The sequence below is a fragment of the Sphingomonas sp. CFBP 13714 genome (assembly GCF_014842205.1).
GTDB lineage: Bacteria > Pseudomonadota > Alphaproteobacteria > Sphingomonadales > Sphingomonadaceae > Sphingomonas > Sphingomonas aerolata.
On sequence record NZ_JACYVG010000007.1, the window covers coordinates 172,142 to 187,751 of the forward strand.

Sequence of the window (15,610 nt, forward strand, 5' to 3'; positions counted from 1 at the left end):
GCGGGTCAGACGTCTAGTTGTTTCACCGCGGCGTTCCAGTCGCCGATGTTGCGGACCGCGTCCTGGACGAAGGCGGAGCGGCGGACGACGTTCAGGAAGGCGTCGGCGATCCACTTGCCCGGATTGCGCAGTGCCCGTTCGAACTGGATGAGCAGGACGACGCGCGTGCCGCTCGTGTCGTTCCAGACCGCGTGGTTATAGGTGTCGTCGAACACCAGCGTCTCGCCCTCCGACCAGCGGACGGTGCGGTCGTGGACGCGCATCCGGACGTCGCCGTCGCGCGGCACGATCAGGCCCAGGTGACAGGTGATCAGCCCCTTGGTCACGCCGCGATGCTCCGGAATGTGCGTGCCGGGCGCGAGGATCGAGAAGAAGGCGCTGTTGAGCCCGGGGATCTGCGCGACGAGATCGCGCGTGCGCGGGCAGCGCACCAGATTCTCGTCGATCGGATAGCCATAGCCCCAGAGGAAGAACGAGCGCCACTTGTCGATCTCGGCGATCGCGCGGTGATCGGGCGAGATCGTCGCGAGGCTGGGCGAAGCCTCGCCGCGCAGCGCGACCGCGACCGCCTCGTCACGGATGTCGCGCCAATGCTCGCGCAGCAGCTGCGTCCAGGCGAAGTCGCGGACGTCGAGCACCGGGTCGTTCGAGACCAGCGACGAGCTCGCGATCAGCCGGTCGAACACGCCGCGCAGATGCTTGCCGACGCGGATGATCAGTGGCCGGCCGGGTTCCGCCGCGAGCGGCGCGCCGGGCCGGGGCGCACCCGAAATGACCGTCAGATCGGGGGTGCGGTGGGGGGTGCTGCGGGGATCGCGACCAGAATTTCGCCACATTGCCGGACCCGTCGCGGTCCCGGTCTTCGCCCTGACTTCGGCTTGCATTCGCACTCCACTCTTCGTCGTTCGCTCGTACCGCGCGCCCGTATCCGCGCTTGCAGGTGATTGAGATAGCGCGGCTATGGGACGAAATGATGGCGCGGCGCGCGCGACGGGCACGGCGCTGGCGGTCGGCGGCCGGGGGCGCTACAGGACGGCATGGCGTTTACCCCCCGCGCGCTCGGCGCTCCCGTCTTCCTGTCGCTCGTGCTGTGTCTGGCGATCCCTGCCATCGGCCAATCGGGGACGCGGCCCGCGTCCCGCGCCAAGCCGCCCGCGGCGGCACCTGCGGCACCTGCGGCACCCGTCCAGCCGCAGACCGTGGCGATGCCCGGCGAGGCGCCGACGCTGCCGGGGCTGCCCGGAATCGACACCACCGCGTGGCTGTACAAGGGCAGCGATCTCACCCGCGATCCCGAGTGGAAGTTCGGCACGCTGCCCAACGGGCTGCGCTTTGCCGTGCGCAAGAACGGCGTCCCGCCGGGTCAGGTGTCGGTCCGCGTCCGCGTCGATGCCGGGTCGCTGAACGAGAGCGACGCCGAGCGCGGCTATGCGCATTTCATCGAGCATCTGTCGTTCCGCGGCTCGAAATACGTCCCCGACGGCGAGGCCAAGCGCGTCTGGCAGCGGTTCGGCGCGACGTTCGGGTCGGATACCAACGCGCAGACCACGCCCGTCTCGACGACCTACAAGCTCGACCTGCCCTCGGCGAGCGAGGCGGGGCTCGACGACAGCCTGAAGATCCTGTCGGGGATGATGGAGCAGCCGGTGCTGACCGATGCGACGGTCACCGCCGAGCGCCCGGTGGTGCTCGCCGAACAGCGCGAGCAGCCCGGACCCCAGGTGCGGATCGGCGATGCGATCCGGTCGACCTTCTTCGCCGGCCAGCCGCTCGCGGACCGGTCGCCGATCGGCAGCATCAAGACACTCGAGGCGGCGACCGGCGCGAGTATCAAGGCGTTCCACGATCGCTGGTACCGGCCCGAGAACACCGTCGTCATCATTTCGGGCGACATGGACCCGGCGCTGTTCGGACGGCTGATCGTCAAGAACTTCGCGGACTGGAAACCGGTCGGCGCGTTCACCGCGGCGCCCGATTTCGGCAAGCCCGATCCCGCCGCCCCCGCCGCACAGGCGATCGCCGAGCCGTCGCTGCCCGCGGTCGTCACGCTCGGCGTGGTCCGGCCCTGGGTGTACAAGGACGACACCGCGATCATGAACCAGACGCGGCTGGTCGACGTGCTGGCGACGCGGCTGATCAGCCGGCGGCTCGAGACGCGCGCGCGCGCCGGTGGCAGCTACCTCCAGGCGGGGGTGTCGATCGACGACGTGTCGCGGTCGGCGAACCTGACCAGCGTCAACATCGTGCCGATCGGGACCGACTGGGAAGCGGCGCTGAAGGACGTGCGCGCGGTGATCGCCGATGCGCAGACCAACGCGCCGAGCCAGGCCGAGGTCGACCGCGAATATGCCGATTTCGACACGATCATGCGCACCCAGGTGGAGACCGCGCGGGTCGAGGCGGGCGCGCGTCAGGCCGACGACATGGTCGGTGCGCTCGACATCCGCGAGACGGTCGCGGGCCCCGAGACATCGTACAAGATCCTGCAGGACGCCAAGGCGAAGGGCATGTTTACCCCCGCCACGCTGCTCGCGGCGTCGAAGCGGATCTTCGAGGGGACCGCGACGCGCGCGCTGGTCAACACGATCACGCCTGACCCCGCCGCTGTGGCCAAGCTCGAGACCGCGCTGAAGGCCGATGTCTCGGGTCTCGCGGGGCTGCGTCGCCAGCAGAATGCGGTGACGTTCGCCGCGCTGCCGCCGCTGGGCAAGCCCGGCGTCGTGGCGTCGCGCGAAAAGATCGCCGCGTTCGACATGGAGCAGGTGACCTATGCCAATGGCACCCGCCTGCTGCTGTTCCCCAATACGGGCGAGACCGGTCGCGTCTATGTCCGCGTCCGGTTCGGTCGCGGTTACAGCGCGATCCCGGCGAACAAGCCGAGTCCGGCCTGGGCGGGCGACCTCGCGCTGGTCGCGGGCGGGATCGGCAAGCTCGACCAGGGCGATCTCGATCAGCTGACCGCCGGGCGTCGCATCGGCCTCGACTTCGGGATCGATGACGACGCGTTCACGCTGGGCGCGCTGACCTCGCCTGCGGATTATGCCGACCAGCTGACGCTGATGGCCGCCAAGCTCGCCTTCCCGGCATGGGATGCGGCCCCGGTCGCGCGCGCGCGGGTCGCGGCGCTGGCGGCGTTTGCGGGCTATGAATCGTCGCCCGACGGCGTGCTGTCGCGCGACCTGGAGAAGCTGTTGCGCGCGGGCGATCCGCGCTGGGGCACGCCGTCGCGCGAGTCGGTCGAGGCACTCAACGCCAAGGACTTCCGCAAGTTCTGGGAGCCGCTGCTCAAGACCGGGCCGATCGAGGTGTCGGTGTTCGGCGACGTGAAGAGCGAGGAGGCGATCGCCGCGGTCGCCAAGAGCTTCGGTGCGATCGCCCCGCGATCCGCGTCGACCGCGGTGGCGGCGCCGGTGCGCTTCCCCGCGCATGTCGCGACCCCGGTGATGCGCACGCATACCGGCCCGCAGAACCAGGCGGCGGCGGTCATCGCCTGGCCGACCGGGGGCGGGATCGAGGCGATCACCGAAAGCCGTCGCCTCGACGTGCTCGCGCAGGTGTTCGCCGACCGGCTGTTCGAGCGGCTCCGCCAGGCGGCGGGCGCGAGCTACAGCCCGAACGTGCAGAGCCAGTGGCCGACCGGGATGAACAGCGGCGGTCGCCTCGTCGCGATCGGCCAGGTCGCGCCGGAAAAGGTCGCGTTCTTCTTCGAGACCGCGCGCAAGATCGCCGCCGAGCTCGTCTCGACGCCGATCGCGGATGACGAGCTGCAGCGGATCAAGCGGCCGATGGGGCAGTATATCATGCGCGCATCGACCGGGAACCAGTTCTGGATGCAGCAGCTCGGCGGGGCGACCTATGATCCGCGGCGGATCGACGCGACCAAGCGGATCGCCGAGGATCTGGTGTCGACGACGCCGGCGGACCTGCAGGCGGTCGCGGCGAAATATCTGCGCCCCGACCGCGACTGGACGATGGCGGTGGTGCCCGCCGCGGCGCCCAAGCCGGCGGCGAAATAAGCGGACCGGGAGGGCGCGTGCCGGTCGGTGCGCGCCCTTCGCCGAAGAAAATATCCTCGCGCAACGTCGGGCCGCGGGGATCGATCCGCACCACCGGATCGATCGTCATGCCGCGGGCGTTTGAACCTGATTCATACCCGGGAGTGTATTGATGAAGAAGACGTGGTTAGCGCTGGCGGTTGCCGGCGGGTTGGGCGTGTCCGCCTGTTCGGGCGCGCCGTCGACCGATGCGGTCGACAACAATGCGATGAGCACTGCGGGCGTATCGCTGCGCAATCTGGGCGAAACCGAAGTCGCAGCGCCGGCGCCGCCCGCGCTGACGGTCAAGGGCGACCTGATCCCGACCCCGTCGGACACCGCCTCGCGCTATTTCCTGCTGCGCGAGCGCCGGGCGATCGGCGGCACGGTGATCGCGATCATCCGCCAGGAGCATGCCGGCCGCGTCGCCTATGCCCGCACCGAAGTCGATTGCGAGCGTCGCCTGTTCCATGTTCTGGGCGTCGCGCCGCGCCGTTCGCTGGTCGAGACGAGCATCGCCTATGACGGTCCGTTGCGGCCGATCGCCGGGCTGCCGCTCCGCGAGGAGCTGGCGACCTATGTCTGCAAGCGCAGCAACCTTCCGCTGGGCGCAGCCTGAGGGGGCGGGGGGGCCAATGTGGCCCCCCATTCGTCAGCCCTTGAGATAGAGCGCGTCGAGCCGGTCGCCATAGGCCTGGCGGATGACGTGGCGGCGGATCTTGAGGCTGGGCGTCAGCTGTTCGTTCTCGATCGTGAACGGCCCGTCCGCCAGCACGAAGCGGCGGACGCGTTCGGTGACGGTCAGATCCTTGTTCACGCGTTCGATCGCGTGACCCAGCGCGGTGCGGAACTCGCTGTTCTCGGCCAGCCTGCTGAAATTGCACGCATCGCCGTTCGACGCGCACCATTGCTGCGTCCATTCGGGATCGGGCACGATCAGCGCGACCATATAGGGGCGCTTGTCGCCGGCGATCATCGCCTGGACGATCTCGGGCTGGAGCGTCAGCATCCCCTCGATCTTCTGCGGAGCGACATTGTCGCCCTTGTCGTTGATGATCAGGTCCTTCTTGCGGTCGGTGATGCGGATGCGACCCTGCGCGTCGATCTCGCCGACGTCGCCGGTGTGGAGCCAGCCGTCCTTCAGCACCTTCGCGGTCTCGGCGTCGTTGCGCCAATAGCCGTGCATGACGAGTTCGCCGCGCACCAGGATCTCGCCATCCTCGGCGATCCGCACCTCGGTATCCTTGAGCGGCGGGCCGACCGAGTCCATCCGCACGCCCGCCTTGGGGCGGTTGCACGAGATGACGGGCGCGGCTTCGGTCTGACCATAGCCCTGCAGGAAGGTGAGGCCGATCGATTCGAAGAACAGCCCGACCTCCGGGTTGAGCGGCGCGCCGCCCGAGATCATCGCCTTCAGCCGGCCGCCGAACTTCTTGGCGATCTTGGGCTTGAACAGGGTCGCGACGGCGGCCTGCGCCGGCCGGTCGATCAGGCGGAGCTTGCCCGCATAGCGTCTGGCGCCGATGTCGAGCGCGCGGGCGAGCAGATAGGCGGACGCGCCGCCCTGTTTCTCGATCGTCTTCGAGACGCGCGTGCGCAGCACCTCGAACAGGCGGGGGACGACGAACATGATCGTCGGGCGCGTCTCCTCGATGTTGGCGGCGAGCTTCTCGAGCCCTTCGGCATAATAGATCTGGCCGCCCAAGGAGATCGGGAAATGCTGGCCGCCGGTATGTTCATAGGCGTGGCTGAGCGGCAGGAACGACAGGAAGACCTCATCGTCCCAGCCGAAATCCTCCGAGATGACGGCAGCGCAGCCTGCGCAATTGTGCAGGATCGCGCCGTGATGCTGCATCACGCCGCGCGGGGCGCCGCCGGTGCCCGAGGTGTAGATGATGCAGGCGAGATCGTCGCGGGTGAAGGTCGCGCGCGCCGCCGCGGTCTCGGGCGTGGTCGGGTGCGCGGCGATCAGCGCGTGCCAGTTGTGGAAATCGATCGCGGCGGGGACGCGCATGTCCTCCAGCCCGATCACGATCTGCGCCTGATTCGAGCGCAGGACCGCGGGGAGCACCGTCTTCGCCAGCTTCGCGGTCGAGACGATGATCGCGCAGGCGCCCGCATTCTCGATGATGTGGAGGTGATCGCGTTCGGTGTTGGTGACATAGGTCGGCACCGTCACGCATCCCGCCGCCATGATCGCGAGGTCGCTGAGGCACCATTCGGGGCGATTCTCGCTGACCAGCATCACCCGGTCGCCGCGTTTCAGCCCGATCGCGGTGAGGGCCGTGGCGAGGCTCGCCACCTGTCGCGCGGCCTCGGCCCAGCTGGTCGCCACCCAGGCGCCGCTCTGCTTGGTCCAGAGGAACGGCGAGTCGCCCCTCTCCGCGGCGCGCGCGAAGAACATGGTGACGAGGTTGGGGAAGGGTTCGAGCTGGCGGGGCATGGTCTCTCCTGGGGCGCTCTTGCGAACTGTGTCCCCTCGCGGGGCCGCTCGGTCTTTGGTGCGGTATAGTCTGCTAACGGTCCGTCGTCATTCCCGCGGAGGCGGGAACCCATATTGGCTGACCGGCCTGTGGGATCACCGACGTCAGCGCCAATGGATCCCCGCCTGCGCGGGGATGACGACAAAGGGGCGGGGCATGCTATTCCGGTGCGCGCTGGAGGGCGCCGACGCGCTGGATCTGGGTCACGGTGCCGTCCTGCGCGATTCCGACGCCTTCGCTGCGTGGATCCGCGGCACCGACCCAGCGGCCGTTCACCCGCTCGACCGCGTTCGCCTTGAGGCCGAGCGCGGTGACCTGCACCGTCTCGCCCAGCGCCTCGAGCGCGGGGATCATCGCCTCGCGCTCGGTGCCCTTCTCGACCGCGGCGACATGGCCGGGCGCGTAGATCAGGCCGAGCGCGATCGAATCCTGTGCGGACAGTTTCCAGTCGACGACGCCGATGATCGCTTTCGCGACCTGCGCGATGATCGTCGAGCCGCCCGCGGCGCCGACCGCGAGCCGGACCTTGCCGTCGGGGCCGTAGACGATCGTCGGCGACATCGAGCTGCGCGGGCGCTTGCCGCCCTCGACGCGGTTGGCGACGAGATAGCCGCCCTTTTCGGGCACGGTGTCGAAGTCGGTGAGCTGGTTGTTGAGCACGGTGCCGTCGACGGTCAGCCCCGAGCCGAAATAGCCCTCGACCGTGGTCGTCACCTCGACGACGTTGCCGCGTGCATCGGCGACCGCGAGGTCGGTGGTGCCGGGGACTTCGCTGACCGGGGCGGATTGCCGGGCCGGGGCGCCGGGGGGCGAGCCTGCGCTGACGCTGGCCATCGTCGTGGTGGGCTGGATCAGTGCCGAGCGTGAGGCGAGATAGGCGGGGTCGAGCATGCCCTTGACCGGCACCGACACGAAATCGGGATCGCCGACATAGAGGTCGCGGTCGGCATAGGCGAGCCGCGAGCTTTCGGCGAACAGGTGCCACGCCTGCGGACTGTCCTTGCCGAGCTTGGCCATGTCGAAGCGTTCGAGCTGTTTCAGGATCATCAGCACGGCGATGCCCCCCGACGAGGGCGGGCCCATGCCGCAGATGCGGTGGACGCGGTAGGTGACGCAGACCGGCGCGCGGGTCTTTGCGTCATAGCTGGCGAGGTCGCCGGTCGTCATCTTCGACGGATTGCGCGCGGCGGTGTTGACCGTGGTGACGATCTTCTGCGCCTCGGGCCCGACATAGAAGCTGTCGGCGCCGCGCGCGGCGATCCGCTGGAGCAAAGCCGCCTGGGCGGGGTTCCTGATCATCGCGCCGATCGCGACGGGCGATCCGTCGGGGGCGGAGAAGAGCGTGCGCGTTTCAGGCGTGATGTGGCCGCCATACGCCTTCATCCCGTTGACCAGCCGCGGCGACGCCTTGAAGCCATTGGTCGCGAGCCGGATCGCGGGGTCGAACAGCCGCGCCCAGGGGAGCCTGCCCGACGCACGGTGCGCGAGCGCCATGCCGCGCAGCGCGCCGGGGACGCCGACGCTGCGACCACCGGGAACCGCGTCGCGGTGGCTGAGCGGGGTGCCGTCGGCGGCATAGAACCAGCGCGGATCGGCGGCGGCGGGCGCCTTTTCGCGCGCATCGATCGTGCTGAGCCCGCCATTCGCCGCATGGCTGACCCAGAAGCTGCCGCCGCCGATCCCCGAGCTCTGCGGCTCGACCACGTTGAGCGCGAGCATCGTCGCGATCGCCGCATCGGTCGCGCTGCCGCCCGCGCGCAGGATCTCGACACCCGCGGCGGCGGCGCGGGGGTCGGCGGCACTGACCATGCCCTGATCCTTCGCCGGGGCGGGGGTGGGGGCGGTCCGGCGGGCTTCGGCGGTGGCGGTGGGGAGGAGCAGCGCGAGCGCGAGGAGGGGAGTCTTCATCGCGTGCGAACCTAGCGTGGATCGGGTGGGTGGCAAGGCGTCCGCCGCAAACTCGCCGTCATCCAAGCTTTTGCCGGGATGACGAAATGTGTCAGCGGGCGTCGACGCCGATCGCGTCGGCGATGGTGGCGAAGCCGTCGCGGGTGAGCAGCGCGTCGAGCTCGCGCAGCATCCGTGCGGGGAGGCCGGGGCCTTCATACACCAGCGCGGTGTAGAGCTGGACGAGGCTCGCGCCCGCGCGGAGGCGGGCATAGGCTTCCGCACCGCTGCCGATGCCGCCGACCGAGATCAGCGGGATCGCGGCGCCGGTTGCCTTGCGGAAGTCGGCGAGGCGCTGGCGGGCGAGGGGGGCGAGCGGGGCGCCGGACAGGCCGCCGGTTTCCGTCGCGTTCGCCGAGCGCAGGCCGGGGCGGCCGATTGTCGTGTTGTTGACGATCAGCGCGTCGATCCGGTTGTCGATCGCGGCGCGGGCGATGTCGTCGATATCCGCGGGCTCGAGGTCGGGCGCGACCTTGAGGAAGATCGGCGTGCTGCCCTTGGCGGCGGTGCAGGCCGCGAGCAGGTCGCGCAGTGCTGCACCATGTTGCAGGTCGCGCAGGCCGGGGGTGTTGGGCGAGCTGATGTTGATCGTGATGTAATCGGCGTGCGGCGCGGCGCGGGTGACGCCGTGGACGTAATCCGCGGTGCGATCGCTCGCATCCTTGTTCGCGCCGACATTGATGCCGAGCACGCCCTTGCCGCGCGCATGGGCTTTCGCACGGTCGAGCGCCGCGTCGAGGCCGCCATTGTTGAAGCCGAGGCGGTTGATCACCGCGCGGTCTTCGGGGAGACGGAAGATGCGCGGCTTCGGGTTGCCGGGCTGGGGCAGGGGGGTGAGCGTGCCGATCTCGACACTGCCGAACCCGAGCCCGAAGAACCCGTCGATCGCGCGACCGTCCTTGTCGACGCCGGCGGCGAGGCCGACCGGGTTGGGGAAGGCGATCCCCGCCACGCTGGTCGCAAGCCGCGGGACGGATGGCGCGAGCGGCGTGCCCGCCTTGCCCCATGCGGCGAGCGCGGCGATCGTCAGGCCATGCGCGCGTTCGGCGTCGAGGCGGAAGAGAAGCGGGTGGTAGAAGGCCATGCGCGCTCTTACCCAGATCGGCTGGGGCGGCCAAACCCTTCTTCCGTCATTCCCGCGCAGGCGGGAATCCATCGGTCCGCAGGGGCAAAAGGCAGAGTGGATTCCCGCCTCCGCGGGAATGACGAAGTGGACTCAGTTGCGAGTCGTTAGCACTGGCGGACGGGTTGACGCTGCCCGTCGCAAAGCCCATTTGTCAATCGGATCATATCGGTCCGATTGGACTCACAAGCCACCATGCGTCTTTCCAGCCTAGCGGACTATGCGGTCGTGATGATGAGCGCCGCGGCGCGTCATTGCGGTGGTATCGCGCGGCTGAACGCGACGCTGCTGAGCGAGGAGACCGGCGTGCCGCTGCCGACCGTGCAGAAGCTGGTCAGCCGCTTGTCGGCGGCGGGGCTGATCGAGAGCACGCGCGGGACCGGCGGCGGATTTCGCCTGGCGCGGCCGCCTGCGTCGATCTCGCTCGCCGACATCATCGAGGCGGTCGAGGGTCCGATCGCGCTGACCGCGTGCGTCGACGGTGCGGCGCAGGATTGCTGCATCGACCAGACGTGCAAGGTGAAGCCGCACTGGAACGCGGTCAACGGCGCAGTCCGCGGCGCACTTGCCGACGTGACGCTCGCCAGCCTTTTGCAAGTCCCGAATTCGCCGGTGCCCGCATGACGCGTGCAGCGACTTACCCCTTTCTCCGCGATCTCTGCGCCTCCGCGCGCACAATCTCGTATTCGCGCAGAGACGCAGAGATCGCAGAGTTTTTAGAGAGCCGCGTTGCGGCGGAGATGGAATGATGGCTACCCGGAACGCAGAGGCCTATGCCGCCGCGAACAAGACGTACGAGTGGGGCTTCTCCTCGGACATCGAACAGGAATTCGCGCCCAAGGGCCTGTCGGAAGACACGGTGCGCTTCATTTCCGCCAAGAAGGGCGAGCCGCAGTGGATGCTCGATTGGCGGCTGAAGGCGTTCGCGCTGTGGCAGACGATGGAAGCGCCCGACTGGTCGAAGCTCAACGTGCCGCCGATCGATTACCAGGACGCCTATTACTATGCGGAGCCGAAGGCGAAGCCGAAGCTCGGGAGCCTCGACGAGGTCGATCCCGAGATCCTGCGCGTCTATGAAAAGCTCGGCATTCCGATCGGCGAGCAGAAGATGCTCGCGGGCGTGGTCGAGGATCCGCTGAACGAGGACGGCACGCCGAAGCGCCGCGTCGCGGTCGATGCGGTGTTCGACAGCGTCTCGGTCGCGACCACGTTCCGCAAGGAGCTCGAGGCCGCGGGCGTGATCTTCCGGTCGATCTCGGAGGCGATCAAGGAATATCCCGATCTCGTGCGGAAGTGGCTGGGCAAGGTCGTGCCGCAGCGTGACAATTACTTCGCGACGCTCAACTCGGCGGTCTTCTCCGACGGCACGTTCGTTTACATTCCCGAGGGCGTGCGCTGCCCGATGGAGCTGTCGACCTATTTCCGGATCAATGCCGAGAATACCGGCCAGTTCGAACGCACGCTGATCGTCGCCGACAAGGGGTCGTACGTCTCGTATCTCGAAGGCTGCACCGCGCCGATGCGCGACGAGAACCAGCTGCACGCGGCGGTCGTCGAACTCGTCGTGCTCGACGATGCCGAGATCAAATATTCGACCGTGCAGAACTGGTATCCGGGCGACGAGAACGGCGTCGGCGGGATCTACAATTTCGTCACCAAGCGCGCTCTGTGCCAGGGCAAAAATTCGAAGGTCAGCTGGACGCAGGTCGAGACGGGCAGTGCGATCACGTGGAAATATCCGTCGTGTGTGCTGGCGGGCGATGGCTCGGTCGGCGAATTCTATTCGGTCGCGGTGACGAACAATCGCCAGCAGGCCGATACCGGCACGAAGATGATCCACCTCGGCAAGAATACCCGCTCGACGATCGTGTCGAAGGGGATTTCGGCGGGGCGGTCGGACAACACCTATCGCGGGCTGGTGCGCGTCGCGCCGACCGCGGAGGGCGTGCGCAACTTCACGCAGTGCGACAGCCTGCTGCTCGGCGACCAGTGCGGCGCGCATACCGTGCCGTATATCGAAGTCCGCAACCCGTCCGCGCAGATCGAGCATGAGGCGACGACGTCGAAGATCTCCGAGGACCAGCTGTTCTACGCGATGTCGCGCGGGCTGGATGCGGAGGCGGCGGTCGCGCTGATCGTCAACGGCTTCGCGCGCGAGGTGCTGCAGCAGCTGCCGATGGAGTTCGCGGTCGAGGCGCAGAAGCTGCTGGGGATTTCGCTGGAAGGGTCTGTGGGGTGATCCCCGCCCGTCATCCCGCCGGCGCGGGCATGACGGGACAGCGCTGGCGCAGGACGCGCCGCGGAAATTTAGAGATTTGGAATTGGGCAGAATTCGATGCTGAAAATTGAAAACCTTCACGCCGAGATCGACGGCAAGGAAATCCTCAAGGGCCTCTCGCTCGAGGTGAATGCGGGCGAGGTGCACGCGATCATGGGGCCGAACGGCGCGGGCAAGTCGACGCTGGGCTATGTGCTCGGCGGGCGGCCCGGGTACGAGGTCACGGCGGGCTCGGTGACGTTCGACGGCGTCGACCTGCTCGAGCTCGAGGCGCATGAGCGCGCCGCGGCGGGCGTGTTCCTCGGCTTCCAGTATCCGGTCGAGATCCCCGGCGTGTCGAACGTCCAGTTTCTGCGCGAGGCGCTCAATGCCCAGCGCGCGACGCGCGACGAGAAGGCGTTGTCGGGCGGCGAGTTCCTGAAGCTCGCGCGCGGGCAGGCGGATCTGCTCGGCATGGATTACGACATGCTCAAGCGGCCGGTGAATGTCGGCTTTTCGGGCGGTGAAAAGAAGCGCAATGAGATGGTGCAGATGGGCATCGTCAACCCGAAGTTCGCCATCCTCGACGAGACGGATTCCGGCCTCGACATCGATGCGCTGCGCGTCGTCGGCGACGGCATCAACCGCATCATGCGCGCGCCCGACAAGGCGGTGCTGCTGATCACGCATTACCAGCGGCTGCTCGATTATGTGGAGCCGGACTTTGTCCATGTGCTTGCCGACGGCCGCATCGTCCGCTCGGGCGGCAAGGAACTCGCGCAGCAGCTCGAGAGCGAAGGCTATGTGGGGATCGCCGCATGATCTACCTTCGCGCCGCAGGCAGGAAAGATTGGGCTCACGCGAAGGCGCAAAGGCGCGAAGGGCGTGTGGTCAATAATCTCGTCAGCAATATCCTTCCAACGCCTCTTCGCGCCTTCGCGCCTTCGCGTGAACCATTCTCGTTTTCGTGGGCCGCATCATGAGCGTTCTCGAACTTCCCTCCACGCGCGAGGAGTCGTGGCGCTGGGGTGATCCGGCGGCGATTGCGGCGGCGGCGGGGTTGCCGCGCGGTGAGGCGCTGGTGGGCTCGTGGTTCCTCGAGCTCGAGGGCGCGCGGGCGGTATTCGTCGATGGCGTGCTCGACGAGGGTCGCAGCGATTTGCGGCATGTCGCGATCGCGCCGCTCGAGGGTGGCACGCATGTGCTGGGCGCGCGGACGACCGGCCATGGCTGGTCGTTGCGCGTCGAGGCGCACGCTTCGGCCGAGCTGATCCAGATCGTCCATATCGCGACCGGGGGCGAGAACCATGTTCCCGCCGAGATCGTGCTCGCGGACGGCGCGCAGGCGTCGGTGGTCGAGACCTATGTCGGGACCGGCTGGTCGAACCGGTCGACGCGGATGACGCTCGGCGCGGGCGCGAAGCTGACGCGTGCGGTGCGGTTGCTGCAGACCGCCGGCTTCGTGTCGGTGCGCGACGAGGCGGATGTCGGGGCGGGGGCGAGCCTGATCGTGACGATGCTGGGCGCGGGCGATGCGGGGACGCGGATCGACGGCGCGATCACCGTGTCGGGCGACGATGCGTTCGCCGAATATGGCGGCGCGCTGCTGACGCGGCGCGACCAGCGACAGGAATGCGCGCTGTCGGTGCGGCATGCCGCGCTGAACGGGCAGAGCAAGCAGATCTGGCGCGCGGTCGCAGCGGACACGTCGACCGCGAGCCTTGCGGCGCGCGTCGAGGTGGCGCGCGATGCGCAGAAGACCGACGGCGTGCAGTCGCTGCGCGGATTGCTGCTCAAGCGGACCGCGACGGTCAATCTGAAGCCCGAGCTCGAGATCTTCGCCGACGACGTGAAGTGCGCGCACGGCGCGACGGTCGGCGAGCTCGACCAGCGCGCGCTGTTCTACATGCAGAGCCGCGGCATCCCGCATGCCAAGGCGCAGGCGCTGCTGACGCGCGCGTTCGTCGGCGATGCGTTCGCGCAGATCGCGGACGAGACGGTGCGCGACGCGTTCGTCGCGGACGCGGATGCGTGGCTGGAGGCAGCATTGTGACTCTGACGCTCGAAACGCGCCCGCTCGACCGGGTGTCGGACTTCCCGGCTATCCCCGAGGGCTGGGCGTATCTCGATACCGCCGCCACCGCGCAGAAGCCGCAAGTCGTGGTCGACGCGATCACGCGCGCATATGGCGAGACCTATGCGACCGTGCACCGCGGCGTGTACCAGCGCTCCGCAGACATGACGGTCGCGTATGAAGCGGCGCGGGGGGCGGTGGCGCGGTTCATCGGCGCGGGATCGCCCGATGAGATCGTGTTCGTGCGCGGTGCGACCGAGGCGATCAACCTGGTCGCGACCTGCTGGGCGGGGACCCAGCTGAAGGCGGGCGACCGCATCCTGCTGTCGATGCTCGAGCATCATTCGAACATCGTGCCGTGGCAGATGATCGCCGAGGCGCGCGGCGTTGCGATCGACGTGCTGCCGCTGACCGAAGACCACCGCATCGATCTCGATGCGATGGAGCGGATGATCACGCCCGCGCACAAGCTGGTCGCGCTCGGCCATGTGTCGAACGTGCTTGGCTCGGTGCTCGACGCGAAGCGTGCGACGGAGATCGCGCATTCGGTCGGCGCGAAGATCCTGCTCGACGGCTGCCAGTCGGTGCCGCGGATCGCGGTCGACGTGTCTGCGATCGGCTGCGACTTCTACGTGTTTTCCGGGCACAAGTTGTACGGCCCGACCGGGATCGGCGTGCTGTGGGCAAAGCCCGCGCTGCTCGACGCGATGCCGCCCTATCAGGGTGGCGGGTCGATGATCGACAAGGTGTCGTTCGCGAAGACGACGTACGCGCCGCCGCCGGGACGGTTCGAGGCGGGAACGCCGCATATCGTCGGCGCGCTCGGGCTGCATGCGGCGATCGACTATGTCGAGAGCATCGGGCTGGCGGCGATCCATGCGCATGAGACCGCGCTGGTGACGGCGACGCGCGAGGCGCTGTCGGGGATCAATTCGGTGCGGCTCTACGGGCCTGCGGACTCGGCGGGGATCGTCTCGTTCACGATCGAAGGGGTTCATCCGCACGACATCGGCACCATATTGGACGAAGAGCGCGTCGCGATCCGGGCTGGCCATCATTGCGCCCAGCCGCTGATGGAGATGCTGGGCGTCGAGGCGACGGCCAGGGCGAGCTTCGGTGTCTATAACGGTCCTGCTGACGTGGATGCGCTGGTGCGCGGTATCGCGCGAGTAACGAGGATATTTGGATGAGCGATCGGTTCGAGATCGAGGAAGTCGAGGCGGTGCAGTCGCCGCCCAAGGCGCGTGTCGTGCTCGACACCGACGGCGATGCGGAGCGCAAGCGCGACTATCTCGCCGGGTTCCTGGCGCAGAAGCCGCAGGTGGACTCCCCCGGCGAACCGGGCGGCGCGGTCTATGATGCGATCATCGACGCGCTGAAGGACATCTATGATCCCGAGATCCCGGTGAACATCTATGACCTGGGGCTTATCTACGGCGTCGAGGTGACCGAGGACGGGCATGCGGTCGTCACGATGACGCTGACCACGCCGAACTGTCCGGTCGCGGAATCGATGCCGATGGAGGTCGAGATGCGCGTCGGTGCGGTGCCGGGTGTCGGTGTCGCCGAGGTGAATCTGGTGTGGGATCCGGCATGGGATCCGCAGAAGATGTCCGACGAGGCGAAGCTCGAACTGGGCATGCTGTAACGACGTGCCCCTCCCCTTCAGGGGAGGGGACGGGGGTGGGGCCT

12 protein-coding genes are annotated in these 15,610 nt (G+C 68.3%); 8 read left to right on the forward strand and 4 right to left on the reverse strand.

Annotated features, from left to right (window positions below):
- Positions 1–5 precede the first annotated feature (5 nt).
- Complete coding sequence (locus tag IFT54_RS16370) at positions 6–884, reverse strand: aspartyl/asparaginyl beta-hydroxylase domain-containing protein (protein ID WP_192071391.1); 879 nt, start codon at positions 882–884, stop codon at positions 6–8.
- Between the two features lie 153 nt (positions 885–1,037).
- On the opposite strand from IFT54_RS16370, the gene IFT54_RS16375 reads away from it, so the two are divergent.
- Together IFT54_RS16375 and IFT54_RS16380 are read left to right on the forward strand one after the other, a co-directional pair.
- Positions 1,038–4,016 (forward strand): M16 family metallopeptidase, encoded by a 2,979-nt coding sequence (locus IFT54_RS16375; RefSeq protein ID WP_192071392.1) that lies wholly within the window; start codon positions 1,038–1,040, stop codon positions 4,014–4,016.
- 151 nt (positions 4,017–4,167) lie between these two features.
- Complete coding sequence (locus tag IFT54_RS16380; RefSeq protein ID WP_037531841.1) at positions 4,168–4,653, forward strand: hypothetical protein; 486 nt, start codon at positions 4,168–4,170, stop codon at positions 4,651–4,653.
- Positions 4,654–4,686: 33 nt separating this feature from the next.
- Here the strand turns inward: IFT54_RS16380 and IFT54_RS16385 are convergent, their stop codons facing one another.
- The 3 genes from IFT54_RS16385 to IFT54_RS16395 form a co-directional block, all read right to left on the reverse strand.
- On the reverse strand, positions 4,687–6,477 hold the full coding sequence (locus tag IFT54_RS16385; RefSeq protein ID WP_192071393.1) for an AMP-dependent synthetase/ligase: 1,791 nt from the start codon (positions 6,475–6,477) through the stop codon (positions 4,687–4,689).
- A gap of 199 nt (positions 6,478–6,676) precedes the next feature.
- A complete protein-coding gene (ggt, locus tag IFT54_RS16390; RefSeq protein ID WP_192071394.1) occupies positions 6,677–8,425 on the reverse strand; it encodes a gamma-glutamyltransferase in 1,749 nt (582 codons plus the stop codon).
- Positions 8,426–8,516: 91 nt separating this feature from the next.
- A complete protein-coding gene (locus IFT54_RS16395; protein WP_192071395.1) occupies positions 8,517–9,548 on the reverse strand; it encodes a quinone-dependent dihydroorotate dehydrogenase in 1,032 nt (343 codons plus the stop codon).
- 234 nt (positions 9,549–9,782) lie between these two features.
- Between IFT54_RS16395 and IFT54_RS16400 the strand changes: the two genes are divergently transcribed.
- The 6 genes from IFT54_RS16400 (at position 9,783) to IFT54_RS16425 (ending at position 15,566) form a co-directional block, all read left to right on the forward strand.
- Positions 9,783–10,211 carry an SUF system Fe-S cluster assembly regulator gene (locus IFT54_RS16400; protein WP_166746936.1) on the forward strand — a complete coding sequence of 143 codons (429 nt, stop codon included), beginning with the start codon at positions 9,783–9,785 and terminating at the stop codon, positions 10,209–10,211.
- Positions 10,212–10,335: 124 nt separating this feature from the next.
- Positions 10,336–11,826, forward strand: a complete 1,491-nt coding sequence (sufB, locus tag IFT54_RS16405) for a Fe-S cluster assembly protein SufB (protein ID WP_056020496.1) — start codon at positions 10,336–10,338, stop codon at positions 11,824–11,826.
- A gap of 96 nt (positions 11,827–11,922) precedes the next feature.
- On the forward strand, positions 11,923–12,666 hold the full coding sequence (gene sufC, locus IFT54_RS16410) for a Fe-S cluster assembly ATPase SufC (protein ID WP_056020499.1): 744 nt from the start codon (positions 11,923–11,925) through the stop codon (positions 12,664–12,666).
- Positions 12,667–12,823: 157 nt separating this feature from the next.
- Positions 12,824–13,897: a SufD family Fe-S cluster assembly protein gene (locus IFT54_RS16415; protein ID WP_192071396.1), complete on the forward strand. Its 1,074-nt coding sequence runs from the start codon at positions 12,824–12,826 to the stop codon at positions 13,895–13,897.
- Positions 13,898–13,899: 2 nt separating this feature from the next.
- The gene (locus IFT54_RS16420; RefSeq protein ID WP_197984724.1) at positions 13,900–15,108 is read left to right on the forward strand and encodes a cysteine desulfurase; all 1,209 of its coding nucleotides are present in this window, start codon (positions 13,900–13,902) and stop codon (positions 15,106–15,108) included.
- Positions 15,105–15,566 (forward strand): SUF system Fe-S cluster assembly protein, encoded by a 462-nt coding sequence (locus tag IFT54_RS16425; RefSeq protein WP_031395029.1) that lies wholly within the window; start codon positions 15,105–15,107, stop codon positions 15,564–15,566. The genes IFT54_RS16420 and IFT54_RS16425 overlap by 4 nt, the downstream gene beginning before the upstream one ends.
- Positions 15,567–15,610 lie beyond the last annotated feature (44 nt).

Coding starts and splice junctions, on each gene's coding strand:
- IFT54_RS16370 (WP_192071391.1), bottom strand. CDS start 884: ATGCAAGCCGAAGTCAGGGCGAAGACCGGGACCGCGACGGGTCCGGCA.
- IFT54_RS16375 (WP_192071392.1), top strand. CDS start 1,038: ATGGCGTTTACCCCCCGCGCGCTCGGCGCTCCCGTCTTCCTGTCGCTC.
- IFT54_RS16380 (WP_037531841.1), top strand. CDS start 4,168: ATGAAGAAGACGTGGTTAGCGCTGGCGGTTGCCGGCGGGTTGGGCGTG.
- IFT54_RS16385 (WP_192071393.1), bottom strand. CDS start 6,477: ATGCCCCGCCAGCTCGAACCCTTCCCCAACCTCGTCACCATGTTCTTC.
- ggt (WP_192071394.1), bottom strand. CDS start 8,425: ATGAAGACTCCCCTCCTCGCGCTCGCGCTGCTCCTCCCCACCGCCACC.
- IFT54_RS16395 (WP_192071395.1), bottom strand. CDS start 9,548: ATGGCCTTCTACCACCCGCTTCTCTTCCGCCTCGACGCCGAACGCGCG.
- IFT54_RS16400 (WP_166746936.1), top strand. CDS start 9,783: ATGCGTCTTTCCAGCCTAGCGGACTATGCGGTCGTGATGATGAGCGCC.
- sufB (WP_056020496.1), top strand. CDS start 10,336: ATGGCTACCCGGAACGCAGAGGCCTATGCCGCCGCGAACAAGACGTAC.
- sufC (WP_056020499.1), top strand. CDS start 11,923: ATGCTGAAAATTGAAAACCTTCACGCCGAGATCGACGGCAAGGAAATC.
- IFT54_RS16415 (WP_192071396.1), top strand. CDS start 12,824: ATGAGCGTTCTCGAACTTCCCTCCACGCGCGAGGAGTCGTGGCGCTGG.
- IFT54_RS16425 (WP_031395029.1), top strand. CDS start 15,105: ATGAGCGATCGGTTCGAGATCGAGGAAGTCGAGGCGGTGCAGTCGCCG.